This window comes from Lacibacter sediminis, assembly GCF_014168535.1.
Taxonomy (GTDB): domain Bacteria; phylum Bacteroidota; class Bacteroidia; order Chitinophagales; family Chitinophagaceae; genus Lacibacter; species Lacibacter sediminis.
The window spans coordinates 950,410-970,893 of the sequence record NZ_CP060007.1 but is presented as its reverse complement, the minus strand read 5'-3'; the positions used below and the strand labels follow the sequence as shown (position 1 = coordinate 970,893).

Annotated in this window: 18 protein-coding genes; 10 read left to right on the top strand and 8 right to left on the bottom strand. The window is 40.0% G+C overall.

All coding sequences use genetic code 11. The features are described 5' to 3' along the window. Positions 1-15: 15 nt before the first annotated feature. Genes H4075_RS04290 through H4075_RS04275 form a run of 4 tightly spaced genes read right to left on the bottom strand, consistent with a single transcriptional unit; the run spans position 16 to position 5,687 of the window. On the bottom strand, positions 16-2,553 hold the full coding sequence (locus H4075_RS04290) for a TonB-dependent receptor (RefSeq protein WP_182804481.1): 2,538 nt from the start codon (positions 2,551-2,553) through the stop codon (positions 16-18). 40 nt (positions 2,554-2,593) lie between these two features. Further along, a complete protein-coding gene (locus H4075_RS04285; protein WP_182804479.1) occupies positions 2,594-3,331 on the bottom strand; it encodes a LytR/AlgR family response regulator transcription factor in 738 nt (245 codons plus the stop codon). Next, positions 3,324-4,487, bottom strand: a complete 1,164-nt coding sequence (locus H4075_RS04280) for a sensor histidine kinase (RefSeq protein WP_182804478.1) — start codon at positions 4,485-4,487, stop codon at positions 3,324-3,326. Before H4075_RS04280 ends, H4075_RS04285 begins: the two co-directional genes overlap by 8 nt. A gap of 18 nt (positions 4,488-4,505) precedes the next feature. Then, the gene (locus H4075_RS04275; RefSeq protein WP_182804476.1) at positions 4,506-5,687 is read right to left on the bottom strand and encodes a sensor histidine kinase; all 1,182 of its coding nucleotides are present in this window, start codon (positions 5,685-5,687) and stop codon (positions 4,506-4,508) included. A gap of 248 nt (positions 5,688-5,935) precedes the next feature. On the opposite strand from H4075_RS04275, the gene H4075_RS04270 reads away from it, so the two are divergent. From H4075_RS04270 to H4075_RS04240, 7 genes are all read left to right on the top strand, one after another. Beyond that, positions 5,936-6,121 carry a hypothetical protein gene (locus H4075_RS04270; protein ID WP_182804474.1) on the top strand — a complete coding sequence of 62 codons (186 nt, stop codon included), beginning with the start codon at positions 5,936-5,938 and terminating at the stop codon, positions 6,119-6,121. 58 nt (positions 6,122-6,179) lie between these two features. Next, the gene (locus H4075_RS04265) at positions 6,180-8,036 is read left to right on the top strand and encodes a PKD domain-containing protein (RefSeq protein ID WP_182804472.1); all 1,857 of its coding nucleotides are present in this window, start codon (positions 6,180-6,182) and stop codon (positions 8,034-8,036) included. 182 nt (positions 8,037-8,218) lie between these two features. Continuing rightward, on the top strand, positions 8,219-8,881 hold the full coding sequence (locus H4075_RS04260) for a PKD domain-containing protein (protein ID WP_182804471.1): 663 nt from the start codon (positions 8,219-8,221) through the stop codon (positions 8,879-8,881). Positions 8,882-8,959: 78 nt separating this feature from the next. Then, positions 8,960-9,796 (top strand): DUF5602 domain-containing protein, encoded by an 837-nt coding sequence (locus tag H4075_RS04255; RefSeq protein WP_182804469.1) that lies wholly within the window; start codon positions 8,960-8,962, stop codon positions 9,794-9,796. A gap of 111 nt (positions 9,797-9,907) precedes the next feature. Next, complete coding sequence (locus H4075_RS04250) at positions 9,908-10,171, top strand: hypothetical protein (RefSeq protein WP_182804467.1); 264 nt, start codon at positions 9,908-9,910, stop codon at positions 10,169-10,171. A gap of 100 nt (positions 10,172-10,271) precedes the next feature. Continuing rightward, positions 10,272-11,090, top strand: a complete 819-nt coding sequence (gene kdsA / locus H4075_RS04245; RefSeq protein WP_182804465.1) for a 3-deoxy-8-phosphooctulonate synthase — start codon at positions 10,272-10,274, stop codon at positions 11,088-11,090. A gap of 152 nt (positions 11,091-11,242) precedes the next feature. Further along, entirely contained in the window at positions 11,243-12,031 is a 789-nt protein-coding gene (locus H4075_RS04240; protein WP_182804463.1) for a hypothetical protein, read from the top strand. A gap of 303 nt (positions 12,032-12,334) precedes the next feature. On the opposite strand, the gene H4075_RS04235 is transcribed toward H4075_RS04240, so the two are convergent. Genes H4075_RS04235 through H4075_RS04225 form a run of 3 tightly spaced genes read right to left on the bottom strand, consistent with a single transcriptional unit; the run spans position 12,335 to position 14,617 of the window. Continuing rightward, entirely contained in the window at positions 12,335-13,321 is a 987-nt protein-coding gene (locus tag H4075_RS04235) for a helix-turn-helix transcriptional regulator (protein ID WP_182804461.1), read from the bottom strand. A gap of 28 nt (positions 13,322-13,349) precedes the next feature. Next, positions 13,350-14,339: a helix-turn-helix domain-containing protein gene (locus H4075_RS04230; RefSeq protein ID WP_182804459.1), complete on the bottom strand. Its 990-nt coding sequence runs from the start codon at positions 14,337-14,339 to the stop codon at positions 13,350-13,352. A 59-nt stretch (positions 14,340-14,398) separates the two neighbouring features. Further along, positions 14,399-14,617: a PspC family transcriptional regulator gene (locus H4075_RS04225; RefSeq protein ID WP_182804457.1), complete on the bottom strand. Its 219-nt coding sequence runs from the start codon at positions 14,615-14,617 to the stop codon at positions 14,399-14,401. Between the two features lie 236 nt (positions 14,618-14,853). Between H4075_RS04225 and H4075_RS04220 the strand changes: the two genes are divergently transcribed. After that, the gene (locus H4075_RS04220) at positions 14,854-17,124 is read left to right on the top strand and encodes an aconitate hydratase (RefSeq protein WP_182804455.1); all 2,271 of its coding nucleotides are present in this window, start codon (positions 14,854-14,856) and stop codon (positions 17,122-17,124) included. A gap of 105 nt (positions 17,125-17,229) precedes the next feature. Next, on the top strand, positions 17,230-17,712 hold the full coding sequence (locus H4075_RS04215; RefSeq protein ID WP_220494846.1) for a nucleoside deaminase: 483 nt from the start codon (positions 17,230-17,232) through the stop codon (positions 17,710-17,712). Here the strand turns inward: H4075_RS04215 and H4075_RS04210 are convergent, their stop codons facing one another. Then, entirely contained in the window at positions 17,713-18,366 is a 654-nt protein-coding gene (locus H4075_RS04210; protein WP_182804453.1) for an MCP four helix bundle domain-containing protein, read from the bottom strand. Positions 18,367-18,584: 218 nt separating this feature from the next. Between H4075_RS04210 and H4075_RS04205 the strand changes: the two genes are divergently transcribed. Next, positions 18,585-20,483, top strand: coding sequence for a gamma-glutamyltransferase family protein (locus H4075_RS04205; RefSeq protein ID WP_182804452.1), 1,899 nt, complete (start codon positions 18,585-18,587; stop codon positions 20,481-20,483). The last annotated feature ends 1 nt before the right edge of the window (position 20,484 follow it).

The following is a 20,484-nucleotide window of genomic DNA, read 5'->3' as shown; positions in this document are numbered from 1 at the left end:
AGAATCGCCAGTTAGCTATTCTTTTTTCTTTCCGGAAGGCACTTGTACTTTTAGTTCCGCCATGATCAACCGTCCAACGGAAGGAGAACCTACAAATTCGATCTGCCGGGTGTTAAAGAGGTTTGTAACTCCGAGATTAATTGAGATCATTTGATTGAATTGATATCCTGTGCTGAGGTCAACAGAAGTGAAGCCGCCTAGTGGTCCCCAGTCGAAATTTTTAAAGAGTGTATCCATTCCCGGTCTTGTTACGATTCCTCTTCTGCCCTTACCTGCTGCTGTACCAATTAAATTGCCGCTGTAAAAATCATACTGCTGCACCCAGCGAACAACAACATTTACAAACAACTTTCCTTTACAGAGGTTTTGAACATTCAGTAACAATGCCGCTCTATGCTTTGGCGCATTCAGGCTTTTTTCTTCGGGAGAAACATAGTTATCCTTATTTGCATCGTTTGTACTATTATCATTTGTTATATCCGAACCAAACCAGGAGTATTTTACCCCTGCATTAAAAACTTTATTGAATGTATAGTTGATACCAATATCCAATCCGTAGGTTCGTACATCACCATAATTAAAATAGGTAAAGAACTGCGCACCCTTAAGTATGTTGTTTGGGTTTACTGTACCGGCAAAAATCGGGTTATGCGTAACCCTGATGCCGCCAACTTTTAAAACCCGTCCTCCCACAGTGATCGTTGGGCTGATAAAGTTTTTGCTGATGCCATTGTAATAATTAATGTCGATAAAAAGTTTATTCCAAATTGTTCCCTTGTATCCAATTTCCCATGTGTTTACCAGTTCAGCTTTCAACGCTTCAGTAGTTTTAAAAGAAGCCGTGTCAGACATATTGGTTTCATTAGGTATGTAATAAATGCCCTTACCATTTCCAAAAAGAAACCTGTTTACGCCGGCATATTGATTGAGGATGCTGGGCATTGCATAAGCCTTTCCCCAGGTTACCCTGATAGTTCCATCAGCAATTCCTTTTGTTAACGCAAATCTTGGTGCAAAGAAATTTCCGAAAGTACTATGATGATCAAACCGGGTTGTGCTGATCACCCGCAGATTCCAGGGCAATGTTTTTTCAAGTTGAACCACTGCACCATATTGTGTGGTTGTTATTTTCTGAAAACTATCGACAAGACCAATGCCGAATCCATTAGGCTTGTCTTTCTGATAACTTAATCCAGCCACAAAAAACAATCCTGCTTTTTTAAACTTATAATTGTATTGCAGATCGGCATTTAAACGCTCACTTCTTTCTTTTACCCTGTTTCCTAGACGGGTGGCATAAATTTCAGCTGAATCGGGAGACAACCTTCCTCTTGTATCATGTGTGCTGTTCCAAAAATCTCTTGTGTAATTTGTAATGAGTAAAGTTTTACCAAGATTGCCCCATGTATTATAAACGTTTGCAAAAAATCGTGGATGTACAAACCTTGCCTGTACAAAACTATAAGTTACATCTCTCAATTGGTTGCGGCCTGTAGTGGTTACCTGCAACCTCGTAAAGTTGACTCCTCCCGCAGACACAATGATGTCTGCTTTTGGTGTGATACTGTAATAAACATGTGCTTCGCCACGATAACGGCGGAAAGTAAAATCATGCAAACGTTCTGGTATAGCTACAGGTGGCCCGTAAAACGGAGGTGTACCTCGTTGGTTTCCCGCATACACTGTATCATACCACGTGTAATCTTTTCCGGTTGCATGCTCTCCGGTTAATTTGTAAGCCCATTTGTTATTAATTTTTGCTGCATGCCGGATACGACTGCTGAATTGCTGTTGGCTGCCGGCACTTACTGCAACCGTTGTACCTTGATATTTGCGTGGATCTTTTGTGATATAATTGAACAATACATTATGAGCATTAGGACCATATAGCGCCGATTGTGGACCTAAAACAACTTCTATTCGTTCAATGTCTTCTTTATTAGTACTTCCATTATTGAATATTGCAATACCACCGCTTAATGCGGCCATGCTGTTTCGGCCATCAACCAGTTGCATTACCTTAACATTGAATGCGCTGTTGAGTCCTCTTGCATTAAATGTTATTTCATCTACGCCGCTACGGGTGTATTCAACGCCTTGTATTTTTGATACCAGCTCATTTACATTAGAACCGGCAAACCGGTTAAAATCCTTTATGCCGATCACATGAATGGATGCAGGTGCGTTGGTAATTTTCTCCTCACGTTTAGTAGCCGATATCACTACTTCATTTCCTATGCGGCTGTCGGGAATTAATGCTGCATTAGCAACCAGTGCTATATTGTTTGTTGACTCACTCACTACCTCCTCTGTTTCATAACCAACATAGGAAACAAGCAACACAATTGTACCGGCATTCAGTTTTGGAAAACGATAGTAACCTTCGTTATCTGTAACAGCAGTTAAGTTGCTTCCCTTAACTGTTACTGTTGCACCGGGCAACGGAGCGCCTGTTTGTTTATCCGTTATCTTCCCACTCAGCGAAATAGCATTTTGTGAAAATAAGTTCGCAGCAAATAAAAGCAACAAAAAAAACAGTAATACTATTTTCATGACGGTTTGTTTTGGTTGATGTTCAAATACCGGAACCATGTCAATTTCCTTGCAGCTTCAAAAAATTATTGCGATATAATTTCCCGACAGGTAATTCTTTGTTTGCCACTTCTACTACTTCATGCGTAAAAGATTTTACTTTGTTCATTGAAACAATATAGGATCGGTGTATGCGTACAAACTCTTTTTCCGACAACATCGCTTCAACTGATGCAATTGTTTGGCGGGTGATCACAAATCCTTTATCGGTAAATAGTTTTACATAGTCTTTATCACTTTCAATGTAAAGTATATCATCAAGAATAATTTTTACCATTTTACGGTCCACTCTTACATAGATAAATGAGTCAGCTGCTTTAGCCTCATGTAACGGTGTTGCGTACACTTCCACTTCTGCATCCTGTTCTTTTTTTGGAAATGCTTTATTAACAGCTTTGAGAAAACGATCAAAACGAATTGGCTTCAAAAGATAATCGATCACATCCAACTCATACCCTTCGTGTGCATATTCTTTGTGTGCTGTTGTAAAAATGATCTTGGGTACAGTGCGAAGACTTCGCACAAAATCAGTTCCGCTTAATTGCGGCATTCGTATGTCCAGGAAAATTATATCGACATGATGCTCCTGCAAAAAGATACTGGCATCAATTGCATTTCCAAACTCACCGCTTAAATACAGTATTGGCACTTTTTCAATATATCTCCTGATCACATCTCTTGCCATGGGCTCATCATCTACGATGATGCATTTGATCTGTATTGAATTTCCGTTAGACATGATCAGTTTCTGTTTTTAGTTGTGCAATAGTTTCCTTGGTGCCTTTCACTCTTGTCAGCTCTAAACGCAAGTCAACTACAAATACTTCATCTTCTTCATGAATTTGCAGATCATATCTGTCTTTATACAACAGATCCAGTCTTTGCTGCACATTTTTGATACCTATACCCTGCGTTGAATGTCCGTTTACTTTTAGAGCTGTTTTTCCATTCATCAGTTTCATCACCAGGGTTGTGTCTTTTACTTCAACAGTAAGGTTGATCCAGGGATTCTGCAACATATTGCTGGCCCCATGTTTAAAACAATTTTCAACGAACGGAAGCAATAGAAGTGGGGCGATGTAGAGATCATCTGATTTATGGGGTGTTAACACATGCACATCAAGTTTATTTCCGTACCGTATCTTTTCCAGATTGATGTATTCTGTAATCATTGCTAACTCTTGCTTTAACGGCACCAACAGTTTTCTTCCTTCATACAAGATATAACGAAGCATATCCGAAAGGCTCATGATCATTTTGGATCCACCCGGTGATTCGGTTTGTGTTTTCGAAAAAATATTATTGAGCGTATTGAATAAAAAATGCGGGTGAACCTGGGCTGTGAGTAATTGCAGTTGTGCTTCGGTGTTTTCTTTCTGCAGTTGCAGACTGCGGTGCTGATGATGATACCAGTATTTGCCGAATTTCAGCATTAAGGAACTGGCGATGATGGTATATGCCCCTTTATTAGTGGCCATTACAGCCTCAAAAAATGATGTTCCCGGAATTTTAGGAATAGTTGGAATATTTTCAGGAGGTAACAGCATAGCAAGAAAAGGTTGCATTACTTTATCTAATAAAATAAGAGTGAAGGCTCCGCACATAAACCATAGCAGCATCATCCAAACAAAGCTTACGAAATATTTTTTTTTCAGAATAAATTTCGGAAACACAAAATAGAGCATGCTGTATACTATTGGCACTTGCGCAAATACTGTAAAAAAACTCTCAGTGAAAGTGAAGACCGGATTCCTGAAATATGATATTTCCGGTTGCCCCAAAGGATTTGCAGCATGTGTAAGTATAATATACAAATACCAGGCAGCCCAAAACAGCAGGTGCTGTTTAATGCGGTCATTTCTTTTTTCGGAGAATATAAAATCAACAATACTCATACTGCCAATTAGTTTATTCTAAACATGCGCAACGGGTAATTGTAAAACAGATACCGGATCAACCTGCTCTTTATTTTCAATTCTCACTAACTCCACTTTCAGATCTACCACGAATACTTCTTCATCTTCACGTATGTGCAGGTCATGCTTTTCCTTGTACAACAACTCCAGCCTTTTGCGAACATTGCTAATACCAATTCCTGCTTTGCTTTGTCCATTTTCATGCAAATGAGTTTTACCATTCATCAGTTTCATTACAAGTGTTGTATCCTTTATTTCAACAGTAAGATTTATCCATGGGTTTTTAAGCATGTTACTGGTACCATGCTTAAAACAGTTTTCAACAAAAGGAAGTAATAACAACGGTGTTATGTAAATACCATCTACCCTGTGCGGTGTCAGCATGTGCACATCCAGCTTATTTCCGTAGCGGATCTTTTCAAGGTTGATGTATTCAGTGATCATCGTCAGCTCTTGTTTTAAGGGTACCAGCGTTTTTTGACCTTCATATAAAATATAACGCAACATATCCGAAAGGCTCATGATCATTTTTGAACCACCAGGTGACTCTGTTTGTGTTTTAGAAAAAATATTATTAAGTGTATTGAATAAAAAATGCGGATGCACCTGAGCTGTGAGCAATTGCAGTTGTGCTTCTGTATTTTCTTTCTGCAGTTGCAGGCTGCGATGCTGATGATGATACCAGTGCTTCCCGAATTTCAGCATCAATGCACTTGCGGTAATAGTAAATGCAGCTTTATTGGTTGACATTAATGCCAGATAAAACGACAGGCCTTCGGGACGTAATTTTTGAGGTACATATTCAGAAGGCAGTATCATTGCCTGGAATGGCTGCAATATTTTAGTTTGTACAACAAAATTTACACTGAAGCACAAAAGCCAAAGCAAGATCATGAATACCAGGCCTACCAGGTATTTTTTCTTTAAAATAAATCTTGGGAATATAAAATAGAGCATGATATAAACCGCCGGTGCCTGTGCAAATACTATAAAAAAGCTCTCGGAGATTGAGTGAAGTGGATTTTTGAAATAAGCCCACTCCTCATAGCCAATAGGATATGCAATATTCGTAAATGCAAGATACAGATACCAGATAGCCCAGAACAAAAGATGCTGCTTAATGCGGTCGCTTCTTTTTTCAGAAAATATAAACTCCTGAAATCCGGTTGATGAGGACATGTCTTAAAATTAATTCTTTTAAACAGCAATTGAAAGTGGTGAGCGGGAAATGAGCGAAACAGCGGGTTTGCTGCGACAAAGTTTTTTTATCGCAGATAAAAAGGCATGTATTCTTTCATCGGGTATAACCCGTACAAACATCTTTCTGTCGCTCCGGAATCCATTCTTGCCGCAAATGCAAAAAAATGCCTGTTGGTGAAAATAATTTTGTTCGGCAATCAAAAATCATCAACCAAAAAACAAGCATTATGAAACACTCTTCAAAATTCATAGCAGCGAATATTCTTTTTGTATTCGCTTTTCTTATTTCCTGTCAGAAAGAAACACAACAAACAGCTGAAAAAACATCAATACAATTTAAACAAAGCCATCAACCCGATGCTCCGGGTTTTGTTGATAATGATATGGTAATGTACTGGAACAACAAAGCATAAGAAAATGATTGATACTGCACATTAATCCTTTTCACAATAGATACTTAAACACAGAAGTATGAAACATTTATTTCAAACAGTGATGTTGATTTTTCTAATTGCCAATTTAGCTTTTTACTCATGTAAAAAAAATAGATCATGTGAAAGTTGTAAAACCAACAAATCTCCCATCGCTGTTGCCGGACCTGACCAAGGCATGACTTTACCAAAAGATAGTGTTTTGCTTGATGGCTCTTCCTCAAATGATCCTGATGGCAAAATAACTGTTTGGCAATGGAAAAAAATTAACGGCCCTGTTTCTTTCATCATTACCAATTCTATGGCTACAAAAGCAACTGCAAAAAACCTTACGGCAGGCGTATACCTGTTTGAACTAACGGTTACTGATGATGGAGATTTGCAGGCAAAAGATACCATACAGGTAATGGTAGATGATCCGCAAATGAACCAACCACCGGTTGCAAATGCAGGTAAGGATACTACTGTCACATTGCCTGCGAATACTGCGTTGTTAGATGGCAGCGGTTCTGCTGACCCGGACAACAATATCACAAGCTACCAATGGACAAAAATCTCGGGGCCTGTTTCTTCAACAATCACGAATGCCTCTGGTGTAATTACAACAGCAAGTTCGCTTACTTCAGGTATTTACCTGTTTGAACTGAAGGTAACTGATGCCGTAGGATTGTTTGCGAGGGATACTCTAAAGGTAAGAGTTGATGACCCCAATGTCAATCAACCGCCTGTGGCTAATGCTGGTACAGATACTACAATTGCTATCCCCGCTAATAGCGTCATGCTTAATGGCAGCGGTTCAGCCGACCCGAATAAAAATATCACAAATTACCAATGGACAAAAATCCTGGGACCTGCTTCTTCAACGATCACGAACGCTTGGAATGCAATTACAAAAGCAAGTTCGCTTACCTCAGGTGTTTATTGGTTTGAGCTGAAAGTAACGGATGCCGGAGGATTGTTTGATAGCGATACCCTAGTTGTAACGGTACTCTCTCCAACATTCAATGGTAGCGGAGTATATATAGCAGGATGGGGCATGAATGCAAGTGGCAAAATGATAGCCAGAATTTGGAGAGAAAACGTACTACAAGACCTTAGTGATGGACAATATCATGCAGGTGCCAATTGTGTGTTCGTGTCAGGCACTGACATATATGTCGCAGGACTTGAACAAAATGCAAGCGGCAAGAGTGTAGCAAAACTTTGGAAAAACGGTGTGCCGCAAAATCTTAGCAACGGGCAATATAATGCCGAAGCTAAATCTGTATTTGTATCAGGTACCGATGTATACGTAGCAGGGTGGGAAGTAAATGCAAATGGCAACAGTGTAGCCAAAATCTGGAAAAATGGCGTAGAACAAAACCTTAGCGAGGGGGGTACTGCTACTTCTGTATTTGTATCTGGCACCGATGTGTATGTAGCTGGGTGGTATAATGGCGTTGCCCTTTGGAAAAATGGTGTGGCACAGGTTATTGGTATTTACTCCGATACGGATCCGTCTGTATTTGTATCCGGAAATGATGTTTATGTAACAATGACAATGTGCAGTGCAGTTGGCGGCAGCTGTGGCGCAACACTCTGGAAAAATGGCCAAACTCAAAATATTGATGGACTAGCCAGTTCCGTATTCGTATCCGGTAGTGATGTATATGTAGCCGGGCAGCGTTACTGGAGTGGAAGTAATGATGATGCGACAATCTGGAAAAATGGCGTGGCTCAACATATTGGTCATGAAAACGATATTGCCAATTCAGTATTCGTTTCGGGTAATCATGTATATGCCGTTGGAAATAAAAACAACAATTTGTATTTCAACGGAACTGCCCCTCTCTGGAAAAATGGGATAGAATATAGTATTCCAGGGCTTACCGTAGCTAATTCGGTTTTTGTACAATGATATCTTTCGGATGAAATAAACCATAATAATATTTTTTACTTCAAACAACTGAGATATGAAACACTCAATTAAATCAATAGCAATGATTACTCCGGTGCTGGTGCTGCTTTCAAAAGTAGAATAAGAAGATAATTGATACCCCACGCTAACCTTTTTCACAATAGCTATTTAAACACGGAAATATGAAACATTTATTTCAAACAGTAACGTTGACTTTTCTAATTGCAGGGTTAACTTTTTATTCGTGCAAAAAAGAGAATTCATGTAACGGTTGTCAAACAAACACCACTATACAGAATCCAAACAAACCACCTATCGCAGTTGCAGGACCTGATCAAACAACCAACTTGCCTGTCAACAGCATTTTATTGAATGGTTCTGCATCGAGCGATCCAGATGGAAGAATTGCTTCATGGCAATGGGCAAAAATTTCGGGTCCGCCATCATTCAATATAGTGAATGCCAATTCATCACAGACACAGGCAACAAATCTTGCAGAAGGGCTTTATCATTTTGAATTAACTGTGACGGATTCCCTGGGACTTTTTGATAAAGACACTACAATTATCACCGTTAACAAACTATATACGAATGAAATAATTTTCAATGACCAGGTTTGGCAATGTTGGTGGGGTTGTTGGATAGACATTCCCAATTTGTATAGTCATCTGCCTTCAGGTGCCTCATTCAGGGTCTTTATTAAAAGAGATAATTCCAATACTTGGGAAGAAGCAATTCCAGTATCGCAAGTTGGTTATGGATATTGGGTGGAAAATGATGGGCATTTGATAGTTTATGGCGACGAGCTTGGCAATGACACCCCGGATATAAAAATCGTTTATTAATCAGAATATGAAAACAAAAAAATTTTGAAAAATCTTCCAATTGATACTTGTCTTTTAAACATTAAAAAACTCAAACAAATGAAAACAATTCAAACAATCACAGCATTTGCATTTTTTGTTTTCCTGGCTTCCTGCACAAAGGAAAACAGTCTTTCAAACGAATCCCTCAGCATTGAAACATCGGCCGTTGCAGCCAACACACAGGAAGAACACGTAAATATTTTTAAAGGTCCCGAAGTGCAGGTGGGTAATGGTAAAGTAAGAAGCTGGATCAAAATCACTCATGATGATCAGCCCTTGGAACTTGGCCTGGAGTTTACACCCGGCGCTTTAGAAAATTTGCCCGATGAGGAAGAAGTGGGAGTATCGCCACATTGGAATATTCCGTTTCATCAAAAGGTAAAAGATGTAACCCCCTTTGATCATTTGACCTTGAACTGGAATCCCCATGGTCATCCGGATGCTTTTTTTGGCGCTCAACATTTCGATTTTCATTTTTACATGATGACGGAGACTGAACGAATGGCTATACCGGCATGGTCGCCGGCAACCGATGTGTATTTTAACAACTATCCACCAGCAGGATATATGCCTGCTAATTATGTTGCGCCTCCGGGCGCAACTGCCGCCGTGCCTGCTATGGGCAAACATTGGCTGCCAATGCCACCAACCTCATTCCTCCCTTTTACACATGTAATGATCCTTGGGTCTTATAATGGTCGTTTCAATTTTATAGAACCAATGATTACGCTGGGTTATATGCAAAGCGGTCAGTCAGTTTCAAAAGATTACGCACAACCTTTAAAATTTGAAAAAGCGGGTAACTATCCAACAAAATATAATGTAAACAAAGATGAGATTTCAGGCCATCATTTTGTATCACTTAGCCATTTTGTATGGCGAAACGCAAATTGAAACTAAATGATTAATGCTGTGCATATTCATCATTGAAATGAATATGCACAGCATTGTGGAGAGATATCAAATTGTTGACACCTAATAGAAATCGATTATTTGATTCGAAAGATGAAAGAAACTATTTTAAAGGATATCAACTGGATGGAAGATTGGGGTGGCTATAGTACAGTCATCAATGAACTCAATGAGCATATATCATCAGAAACATTGAAAGTATTTATTCAAAAAGCTGATTCATCTGCGTGGATACAAGTGCCGCTTATTCCCGATGTTTCGGCTGATGGATATGCCTATAGCTGGGCGAATGGTTTGCAGATTTTTTATTTGGGCAATCAAGCCCCGGATAAGCTGCTGATAAAAATTGATCATTAGTTTCACCATTTTTCTGATGTCATTAGATTGAAAATGGCTTTCACAGCGCATCAAATTCATGTGATTGCAAGTAATATGGCTTTGCCTTTATCTTTGCCGCATGGAACAATTTCTGAAAGACCTGTTTACCAATCAATCGTACGACGAAAAAAACTTTTTCCTCATTGCCGGACCATGCGTAGTTGAAAGTGAAGAACTGGTGATGGAAGTGGCCGATAAAGTGTCAACTATTTGTAAGGACTTAGGCATTCCTTATGTATTTAAAGCATCATACAGAAAAGCAAACCGTACCAGTGCTTCATCCTTTACAGGCTTGGGTGATGACACAGGTTTGAGTTTAATTGATAAAGTAAGAAAGGCCTACAACCTGCCTGCCACCTCCGATATTCATGCACACGAAGAAGCAGGTATGGCTTCGCCCTATATTGATATTTTACAGATACCTGCTTTTCTCTGTCGCCAAACCGATCTGTTGGAAGCGGCAGCCGAAACAGGAAAAATTGTGAACGTAAAAAAGGGTCAGTTCCTTAGCGGACCATCTATGAAGTTTGCGGTTGAGAAGATCCGCAAAGCCGGCAATAACAATATTATGCTCACTGAAAGAGGAAACACGTTTGGTTATACAGATCTTGTTGTTGACTACCGCAACATTACCTGGATGAAAGAATTGAATGTTCCTGTGATCATGGATTGTACACACTCATTGCAGCAACCTAATCAAACAACCGGTGTTACCGGCGGTAATCCGCAATTGATCGGAACAATTGCCAAAGCAGCTATTGCAACAGGCGTTGATGGATTATTTATTGAAACACATCCTAACCCTGCTGTTGCAAAAAGCGACGGTGCAAATATGTTGCAACTCGATAAACTGAAAGGTTTGCTGGAGCAATTGGTGATGCTCAGAAAAGCGATCTGATCATTATTTTCAGCTTTTATTTAACAATAAGTTTCACGAACTTTAAAGAGCATCAAAAGCTCTTTATATGAAATGCCCATGAGTTAATCATACTAACCCACGATGATATGGGCATACTATGTGGCAAAAAAATAAAAGCAAAAAATAAACACATGAAAAAAACTTTACTCATCATTGCAGGCGTTTGCCTGTACCTCACCTCCTTTGCTCAATTTGAATTTGGCTTTGGTTACAGTAATCAATCGCCGCTTGGTGATATGGCCGGAAACATTAATGCAGCACATGGTTACAACTTCCAGGCTGGCTATCGTTTACCATTTGCAGGTAAGCAGTTTGTAGTATCGTTCGAAACAGGAACAGGCCGATTCGGTAAAAAGAAATTAACTCAAAGTTTTCAGAATGAAGATATGAGTACTGCTGCTGAATACCCGGTGAACTATATCAACTTCGCCAACTTCAATCATCTCAATCTTCGTTATGAAGTAGTAAAGAACAAAGCAATTACTCCTTATGTGCAGATGTTGGGTGGTTATCAATCATTAGGTACAAGAGTTCGTATTAATGTATATGATGAAAATGATCGTGACGATTGTAAGCCATTGGAAAATGAAGTCACTTTCCGCAAAGGTTCAATGACATGGGGCTATGGCGCAGGTTTGTTGATGAAGCTTCGGTCAAAAGCAGCATGCAATCCATTTAACGGAACATCCATCAATCTTTCTGTAAGCCGTATTCATGGTAATCGTGTTGACTATGTAAATGTGAAACAATTGGAACAACCGGTTGCTACACAACCAACAAACGATGAAACCAAACCACTCACCATGCAGTTTGTAAACATCAATACAAATCATATTCACAACCATACGGTGGCACAGTTGTATAACAGTCCGTTGCAACAACTACAGGTAAAGCTTGGTTTGTTGTTTGATTTGAGATAACATCATAATAACCGATACAAAAAAATCGAGGCTCTTAATTAAGAGCCTCTTTTTTGTGGGGGCGTTGGATAAACATACGTTTTCACTAGGATGCAACGACAGACTTGCTGCTAAACAGGGAACTGTTAAGCGCACGCAGAAATACCAGTAAGAGGTAGCATGTGAATTACAATGTGTGAGATGGGAGGCTCAAAGGATGCATGAATTAAAAACGGAGCGATGTTGCTTCAAGGAGTTAGAAGTGCTAATGAGATCAGTTTCTTAAAGTTAGGGGAAATTAAAATATATAGAAAATAAATATTTCTATACCTGGCTCGGCAGGACATTGAATTCTTTTTTGAAAGCAAGAGAGAAGTTGCTGAGGTTACTGTAGCCTAATTGTGTTCCAACTTCTTTTACGTTGTATTGGCCGGTGAGCAGCATTGATCTTGCTTTCTGCATCCGGTTCTTCTGGTAGTACTCATATATGCCTGTGCCATACACCCGCTTAAAAGCAGATTTTAATTTCGACACGCTCATTCCGCTTTTTTCAGCCAGCAAAGCAATGGTTGGTGGTGGTTGCCCAAAATCACGAACCAGTAATGATTCTATTTCCATCAACTTACCCATGTCAGATGCTTTGATCTTGCGTGGCGGCTGCGTTGGCTCTTCCTGCATCTTACGGTAGATCTTAGAAAGAAAATGTTCAAGCAATAACATAATTCGGTTCTTCACGATCATGCTCTGCAAAGGATTCGCTTCATCTGTTTGAAATACTTCATCGAACAACACCCTGTTTTGCGCATCAAATGGTTCTGGATGCACAAGTGTGTTACGCATTGCGTTATAACGAGACAGTACCTGCAACTCGTTATAACGATTAAGGTTATCGTTTATCCAACGGCCCGGCAAAAGAATATTAATACTTTTCGCTTTGGTATTTCCTTTTACGGTAAAACTCATATCGTTTGCACTCGAGCTGAGCGTTACCCCTGCCCTTCTTGCACTTTTGTCAAACATCTGTTTGCCGTTGTGTAAAAAATGAAGAGAGTCACTTAACTCAGCATCATTAAAATGAAGAATACAGAAGTATTCGTCACTTTTTTCACGTTTGAATGTTACATCAACATGATAATGTAAATCGGAGAGCATTGCCTGCAAACCATTTGGCAATTCAACTACTTTAAAATAGCCATCGCCAATATCAGGAGTCAGTTGCAGAATATCACCTGTCAACTGCAAGTGCAGTTGTTCTGAAATACTTGCAAGTACTTCTTTGTAGTTCGTATGTTTTAAGTGCACAACTATCATGGCACCTGGTTTTACTATGTTTATCAACTCACGCTTCTATAAAGTTTGAAGGTTCTTCCTTCATATACTTCTTGAATGCAGTTACAAAATTACTCACGTTCGTATAGCCAATTGTTACAGCCACCTGCTTTACTGAATATTTTCCTGTCGATAATAATTCGCCTGCCTTTAGCATTCTCTTCTGTTGGTAATACTCATAAATGGGCATACCAAATACCGATTTAAAGATCTTCTTCAATTTTGTAGAACTCATCGTTGCCTTACGTGAGAGCTCTTCAATGGATTTTGGTTTATTAGAAAAATTTTCGACTAATATTTTTTCAATTTTCAAGACGGTATAAATATCATCCGGTTTAATATTACTCTGTACATCTGCCAGTGATACTCTTGAATGGATGCGTGTAAAGAAACGCTCCATCAACAACTGCACTCTGTTCTCAATATATAACCGGGGAAAAGGAGTATCAGGATCCTCTTCCATTATTTCATTCATCAATTGAAAATACACTGCATCCAATGGTTCCATTGTAAAGCTGCGGCTTCTCAAGGCGATGTATGCAGGCAGTATATCATCAAATGTTTCAATGCCCATTAATTTACCTAACCAATCTCTGGGTATAAGAATATTTACTCCTTTGAATATAGTACCCTTGGTACCGTGGTAATACCAATCGAAAAGAGAACTGGTGAGATAGGCAACAGCAACAGTTTCTTTTTTTCTGTCTACCACATCATTGTCAATGCCAATACGGATTTCTTTTTCTACGATAAGTTCATCAAAACGAAGTGTATAATACTCTTTCGTATCGCTTTTACGACTGACGAGCCAATCTTTATTGATACGGCAATTAATGACATTTACATCGAGCCCATTCGAGAGTTGAAGTACACGGTAATAACCGCTGGCAATTTCTTCAGGGAAGAACAACCAGTTATCTTTCAGTTTCACCTGCAGCTTTGCTGCAAGATCGCTGATCATATCTTTATAACTGGAATGTGTATACTCAAACGAAAACATAACCCTGATTGTTTTCTCAATTTAAACAATCAATTACCAAAATGCAATGACGAATCTCATTAGTAGCGCAGAGGGTTCCGTTTTCTGAACCAGATGTACTGACGAACGTTCATCCAGAAGGCAACAAAGAAGTAAATAATCAATGGCGATCCCATGGTGAGGAAGGATATGTAAATAAAATATTTCCGGATAGTGCTGGTGGCAATACCCATTTTTTCCCCTAACCAAGTGCAAACGCCAAATACGTTCCATTCAATGATGTGCCGTAAACGGTTCATAGTGTTCAGTTGTACTGTAAAAGTACTTTATTCAACAATTCTTTCGGGCAGATGGTTTAAAAAGTTCCTGTAAATCGGTAAATTCGCAACCTCAACAAGCAAATTGCAAATTTGAGAGTTTGAAAATGTGCGAATGGAGGGTTTTTTCAACCCGGCACTCCTCTTTGAGCCAATCTACCAAGCCAGTTTTCGAATTTTCAGATGAGCTGATTTTCATCATTATCAAATTCTTCTTCATGGTATTCGATCTCGACCTCATCAAAAAATTGTACAGCGAAATGCCTGCCAAAGTGGATGCCGCCCGCAAAGCATTGGGTCGCCCTTTAACACTGGCAGAAAAAATATTATTCTCCCACCTCTGGACAGGAGTTGAACCCGTAGACTTCGAAAGAGGAAAAGCGTATGTTGATTTTGCACCCGACCGTGTGGCGATGCAGGATGCAACAGCACAAATGGCTTTGCTGCAGTTTGACACGACCGGTCGTAAGAAGGTTGCTGTTCCCTCTACGGTGCATTGCGATCACCTGATCGTTGCAAAAACTGAAGGCAAGCAGGATCTGGTAAAAGCTGTTACCGACAACGAAGAGGTTTACAATTTCCTTTCTTCTATTTCAAATAAATATGGCATTGGTTTCTGGAAACCAGGTGCCGGTATCATTCACCAAGTGGTGTTGGAAAACTATGCATTCCCCGGTGGTATGATGATCGGTACCGACAGTCACACTGTAAATGCCGGTGGCTTGGGTATGATCGCCATTGGTGTGGGTGGTGCTGATGCCTGCGATGTAATGGCTGGTCTTAGCTGGGAATTATTGATGCCGAAACTGATCGGTGTGAAGCTGACCGGTAAACTCAATGGTTGGACAGCTCCTAAGGATGTAATCTTAAAAGTGGCTGGCATCCTTACTGTAAAAGGCGGTACCAACGCTATTGTTGAATATTTTGGCGAAGGTGCAACAAGCATGAGCTGTACCGGTAAAGGAACTATCTGTAATATGGGTGCTGAAATTGGTGCAACCACTTCAACATTTGGTTACGATGAAAGCATGAGCCGTTACCTGAAAGCAACCGGCCGTGCAGAAGTTGCTGATGCTGCAGATCAAATCAAAGACTACTTAACAGGTGATGCTGATGTATATGCAAACCCAGAAAAATATTTTGATAAAGTAATTGAGATCAACCTCAGTGAATTGGAACCACATTTGAATGGACCGTTTACTCCGGACTTAGCTACACCAATTTCTCAAATGAAAGAAGCTGCTGCAAAGAACGGATGGCCTACAAAAATTGAAGTGGGTTTAATTGGTAGTTGTACTAACTCTTCGTATGAAGATATCAGCCGTGCAGTAAGTCTTGCCGGACAGGTTAGTGATAAAGGATTGACATTAAAATCTGAATTCACAATCACTCCCGGTAGTGAACTCGTTCGTTACACCATTGAACGTGACGGTTACTTAGGTGTGTTTGAAAAAATTGGTGCGACTGTATTTGCAAATGCATGTGGACCTTGTATTGGTATGTGGGACAGGGTTGGTGCTGAAAAAGCAGAACGTAATACGATCGTTCACTCATTCAACAGAAACTTTGCAAAGCGTGCCGATGGTAATCCAAATACATTGGCGTTTGTTGCGAGCCCTGAGTTAGTAACAGCATTGGCAATTGCCGGTGATCTTACATTTAATCCGCTCACAGATACATTAACCAATGATAAAGGTGAACAGGTAAAACTCGATCCTCCTAGTGGTGATGAATTACCAACAAAAGGTTTTGCTGTTGAAGATGCAGGTTACCAGGCTCCTGCTGAAGATGGAAGCAAAGTTGTATTAGATGTGAAGCCAGACAGTAAGCGTTTGCAGTTGTTATATCCGTTCTCTGCATGGGAAGGTGTTGACATCAAAGGTTTGAAACTCCTCATCAAAGCAAAAGGAAAATGTACAACTGATCATATTTCGATGGCTGGTCCATGGTTAAAATTCCGTGGTCACTTAGATAATATCAGTAACAACCTGTTGATTGGTGCTACCAATTTCTTCAATGAAAAAACGGATACTGTAAAAAATCAGTTGACCGGAGAATATGGCACTGTGCCAAATACTCAGCGTGCATACAAAGCTGCAGGCGTTGGATCAATTGTAGTGGGTGATGAAAACTATGGTGAAGGTTCTTCAAGAGAACATGCAGCAATGGAACCACGTCACTTAGGTGTTCGTGTAGTATTGGTGAAATCATTTGCACGTATTCACGAAACAAACCTGAAGAAGCAAGGTATGTTGGCGTTAACATTCGCTAACAAAGAAGACTACGATAAGATCCTTGAAGATGATACGCTTGATGTAATTGGTTTAACTTCTTTCACACCAGGAGTACCATTGGAATTGGTATTGAATCATGCTGATGGAAGCAGTGAAACTATTACTGTTAATCACAGTTACAATGCACAGCAGATCGAATGGTTTAAAGCCGGTGGTGCGTTGAATGTGATTCGTTCAGAATTTGCAAAAGCATAATCATATTGATCGGGACGCTTTAAGCAGACTGAACAATTTATAAATTTAATCCCCCGCTACGTCGGGGGATTTTTTATCTTAAGGATAATTTTAAATTGAATAACTATGAAAGAACAACTTGCCAAAGAAGATTTCATGCGTGAAGCGATTCGTCTTTCCATTGAAAATGTAGAGAACGGAAAGGGCGGACCTTTTGCTGCTGTAATTGTAAAAGATGGAAAGATCATCGCCACCGGTGTAAATGAAGTAACCTCAACAAATGATCCTACTGCTCATGCAGAAGTAGTTGCTATCCGCAATGCATGTAAATCATTGAGCAGCTATCAACTTGATGGTTGTGAAATTTATTGCAGTTGTGAACCTTGCCCCATGTGCCTCGGTGCAATTTATTGGGCAAGGGCAGCAAAGATCTATTTCGGCACTACAAAAGAAGATGCGGCTGCGGTTGATTTCGATGATAAATTTATTTATGATGAGATCGATCTTTCTCACACGGGAAGAAAACTTACAACTCAACAATTACTTCGTGAAGAAGCATTGGTTGCATTTGAGAAATGGAAAATAAGTCCGTTGAAAATGAAATACTGATCAATTTAATATGGCTTTCTTTTCACCCGGAAAGAAAGGATTATCACGTGCAAGCAATAAAATCATACCGATAACCGCCAGCACTATCAGCATTGAAATCTGCAGGTACGATTGAATAACAGTATCATCTATTATAGCCTTTGAATTTCGCTGCAACAAACTTCCCTCCTTCGCCTGCAATGCATTTAGTTGACCAAGTGCGGCTTGGGCCCGCTGAAAATTCTTGTCCAACTGCAAATCATATGACGCCGATGAATTGACTTGGCTTATGCGATTCATTTCCGATCTTCTATAAGCTTCAAGACTCGTCAACAAATAATTCCAATGCTGTTGTTCGTCTTTTGTGAGATAGGTTGTTTCGTATGCCTTTATAAGTGTAGCAATAGCGTCATCATGTTTCTTTAATTGCTGCACCAGATCTTTTGCTGCTACAGCCTCATCCATATGCAGTATTTTTTTCTGATAAAGATGATCACTGATTTCAAACAAATAACCGGCAGGCATTAGCCGGTCTTTATATAAAGATGACATGTTTTTATCAAGCTGTGCATATTCCTTTTCATACAACAACTGGTTCAATCCAATTGCAACCAACACCACAAACAAAACAGCTGCAGCAACACGCTTTTCTCTGATGGATATAAATTGTTTCATGTTCATGTACATTTAGCATCTGCAATAACTAATCGCAGTAAAAAATCAACCAATTGCAACTATCAATTTACGACTAAATCAATTCGTTTCAAAAAGGCAATCAAAGAGGCCATGTTAATACTGCACCACAACCGTTTGCTTTCTTCCATTAACCATCTATCAAACAGCCTGAATTGCAATTGTTCTATCCCTAACTTTAAAAGACTAAACTCCAACGCATGAGAAAATTATTCAGTCTGGCAACAGCCTTCCTGTTTTCGTTATCATTATTTGCCCAACAAACGCAGAAACCTCCGCTTCATGGAAAACAATGGATGGCCATCACAGGAAAACCACTGGCAGCAACAGCCGGCTCTATGATCTTTCAAAAAGGTGGCAATGCTGTTGATGCCGCTTGTGCCATGTTGGGAGCAACCTGCACCATGTGGGATGTATTAAGCTGGGGTGGTGAAACACAGGCACTCATTTACAATCCGAAAACAGGAAAAGTAATTGGCATCAATGCATTGGGTGTTGCACCAACCGGTGCCACAGCTGAATTCTATAAAAGTAAAGGGTATAATTTTCCTCCGGAGTATGGTCCGCTTGCTGCAGTTACACCCGGCACCGTTGGTGGATTATGCCTGATGTTGGCAAACTATGGCAGCATGAGTTTGAAAGAGGTGCTTGCACCATCTATGCAACTGGCGTCAGGTTATCCTATTGATGCACAAACGGCCAACAGTATGGAACGTGGTAAACAACGCATCAAAGAATGGCCTTACAGTAAAAAAGTATTTCTTCCGCATCCTGGTGAAAAAAGAGAAGCTCCTGAAGCAGGAGAAATTTTTGTACAAAAAGATCTATTGGAAACACTCAGCAAAATGGTGGAAGCAGAACAGGATGCCTTGAAAAAAGGAAAGAGTCGTAAAGAAGCCATCATGGCGGCGTATGATCGTTTTTACAAAGGTGATATTGCAAAAGAGTTTGTTCGTGGTTGCCAGGAACAGGGTGGTTTAATTACCATGAATGATTTGGCCAACTGGAAACCCATTGAAGAAGAACCCATGCATGTGAATTATAAAGGCATCGAAGTGTACAAACTGCAGCAATGGACACAAGGGCCGATGTTATTGCAAAGCCTCAACATCCTGGAGAATTTTGATTTGAAAAATATGGGTTATAACAGCACGAGATATATTCATACGCTCTATCAAACCATGAATATGACATTTGCTGATCGTGATTTTTATTATGGCGATCCTGCTTTTCCACCGTCAGAACCAATGCAGGGCTTGCTAAGTAAAGCATATGCAAAGCAACGTGCAAGAATGATCTCGATGGAACGGAACATGACAAACGTTGGACCCGGTGATCCTTATCCATTTGAAGGAAAAACAAATCCATTTGTTGATGTGCTGAAAAAAAGAGGCTATAGTTTAGATACCACTTCTACTCAAAACAGAAACTTCGCTCCTGCACATGATGTGCGCAATGAAGCTGTTGCAGCTATTGATGAAGCATACATGGAACGTTTGTGGGCCGGCACCACGTCAGTAGAAGCTGCTGATGCAGAAGGTTGGGTGGTTTCTATTACTCCTTCTGGCGGATGGTTACCAGCAACCATTGCCGGTAATACAGGAGTTGGCATGAGTCAGCGTGGACAAAGCTTTGTATTGGATGCATCGTTAAATCCCTTCAATGTAATTGAGACAGGCAAACGTCCAAGAGTAACCTTAACCCCAACCATGGCATTGAAAGATGGCAAACCATTTTTATCATTTGCTGTGCAAGGCGGCGATACACAGGATCAAAACCTGTTGCAGTTTTTTTTGAATATTGTTGAGTTTGGTATGACTGTTCAGGAGGCATGCGAAGCAGCTAACATTAATACCAACCAACTGTGGCTGTCATTGGGTGGAAGTAAAAATGAAGATCGCCAACCAAAACCAGGAAGTTTATTGTTGCATGATAACACACCTGAATGGGTACGTAAAGAATTACGACAGATGGGTTATACACTTTCGTTTGATGACAGAACAAGTGGACCCATCAATGCAATCTGGTTCGATTGGAAGCATAAAAGTTTTTGGGGCGGCAGCAGTAATCATGGAGAAGATTATGGAATCAGTTGGTAAA

Bases quoted from the DNA above. Each gene is read 5' to 3' on its own strand.
- H4075_RS04290 (WP_182804481.1), bottom strand. From the start codon at position 2,553: ATGAAAATAGTATTACTGTTTTTTTTGTTGCTTTTATTTGCTGCGAAC.
- H4075_RS04285 (WP_182804479.1), bottom strand. From the start codon at position 3,331: ATGTCTAACGGAAATTCAATACAGATCAAATGCATCATCGTAGATGAT.
- H4075_RS04280 (WP_182804478.1), bottom strand. From the start codon at position 4,487: ATGAGTATTGTTGATTTTATATTCTCCGAAAAAAGAAATGACCGCATT.
- H4075_RS04275 (WP_182804476.1), bottom strand. From the start codon at position 5,687: ATGTCCTCATCAACCGGATTTCAGGAGTTTATATTTTCTGAAAAAAGA.
- H4075_RS04270 (WP_182804474.1), top strand. From the start codon at position 5,936: ATGAAACACTCTTCAAAATTCATAGCAGCGAATATTCTTTTTGTATTC.
- H4075_RS04265 (WP_182804472.1), top strand. From the start codon at position 6,180: ATGAAACATTTATTTCAAACAGTGATGTTGATTTTTCTAATTGCCAAT.
- H4075_RS04260 (WP_182804471.1), top strand. From the start codon at position 8,219: ATGAAACATTTATTTCAAACAGTAACGTTGACTTTTCTAATTGCAGGG.
- H4075_RS04255 (WP_182804469.1), top strand. From the start codon at position 8,960: ATGAAAACAATTCAAACAATCACAGCATTTGCATTTTTTGTTTTCCTG.
- H4075_RS04250 (WP_182804467.1), top strand. From the start codon at position 9,908: ATGAAAGAAACTATTTTAAAGGATATCAACTGGATGGAAGATTGGGGT.
- kdsA (WP_182804465.1), top strand. From the start codon at position 10,272: ATGGAACAATTTCTGAAAGACCTGTTTACCAATCAATCGTACGACGAA.
- H4075_RS04240 (WP_182804463.1), top strand. From the start codon at position 11,243: ATGAAAAAAACTTTACTCATCATTGCAGGCGTTTGCCTGTACCTCACC.
- H4075_RS04235 (WP_182804461.1), bottom strand. From the start codon at position 13,321: ATGATAGTTGTGCACTTAAAACATACGAACTACAAAGAAGTACTTGCA.
- H4075_RS04230 (WP_182804459.1), bottom strand. From the start codon at position 14,339: ATGTTTTCGTTTGAGTATACACATTCCAGTTATAAAGATATGATCAGC.
- H4075_RS04225 (WP_182804457.1), bottom strand. From the start codon at position 14,617: ATGAACCGTTTACGGCACATCATTGAATGGAACGTATTTGGCGTTTGC.
- H4075_RS04220 (WP_182804455.1), top strand. From the start codon at position 14,854: ATGGTATTCGATCTCGACCTCATCAAAAAATTGTACAGCGAAATGCCT.
- H4075_RS04215 (WP_220494846.1), top strand. From the start codon at position 17,230: ATGAAAGAACAACTTGCCAAAGAAGATTTCATGCGTGAAGCGATTCGT.
- H4075_RS04210 (WP_182804453.1), bottom strand. From the start codon at position 18,366: ATGAAACAATTTATATCCATCAGAGAAAAGCGTGTTGCTGCAGCTGTT.
- H4075_RS04205 (WP_182804452.1), top strand. From the start codon at position 18,585: ATGAGAAAATTATTCAGTCTGGCAACAGCCTTCCTGTTTTCGTTATCA.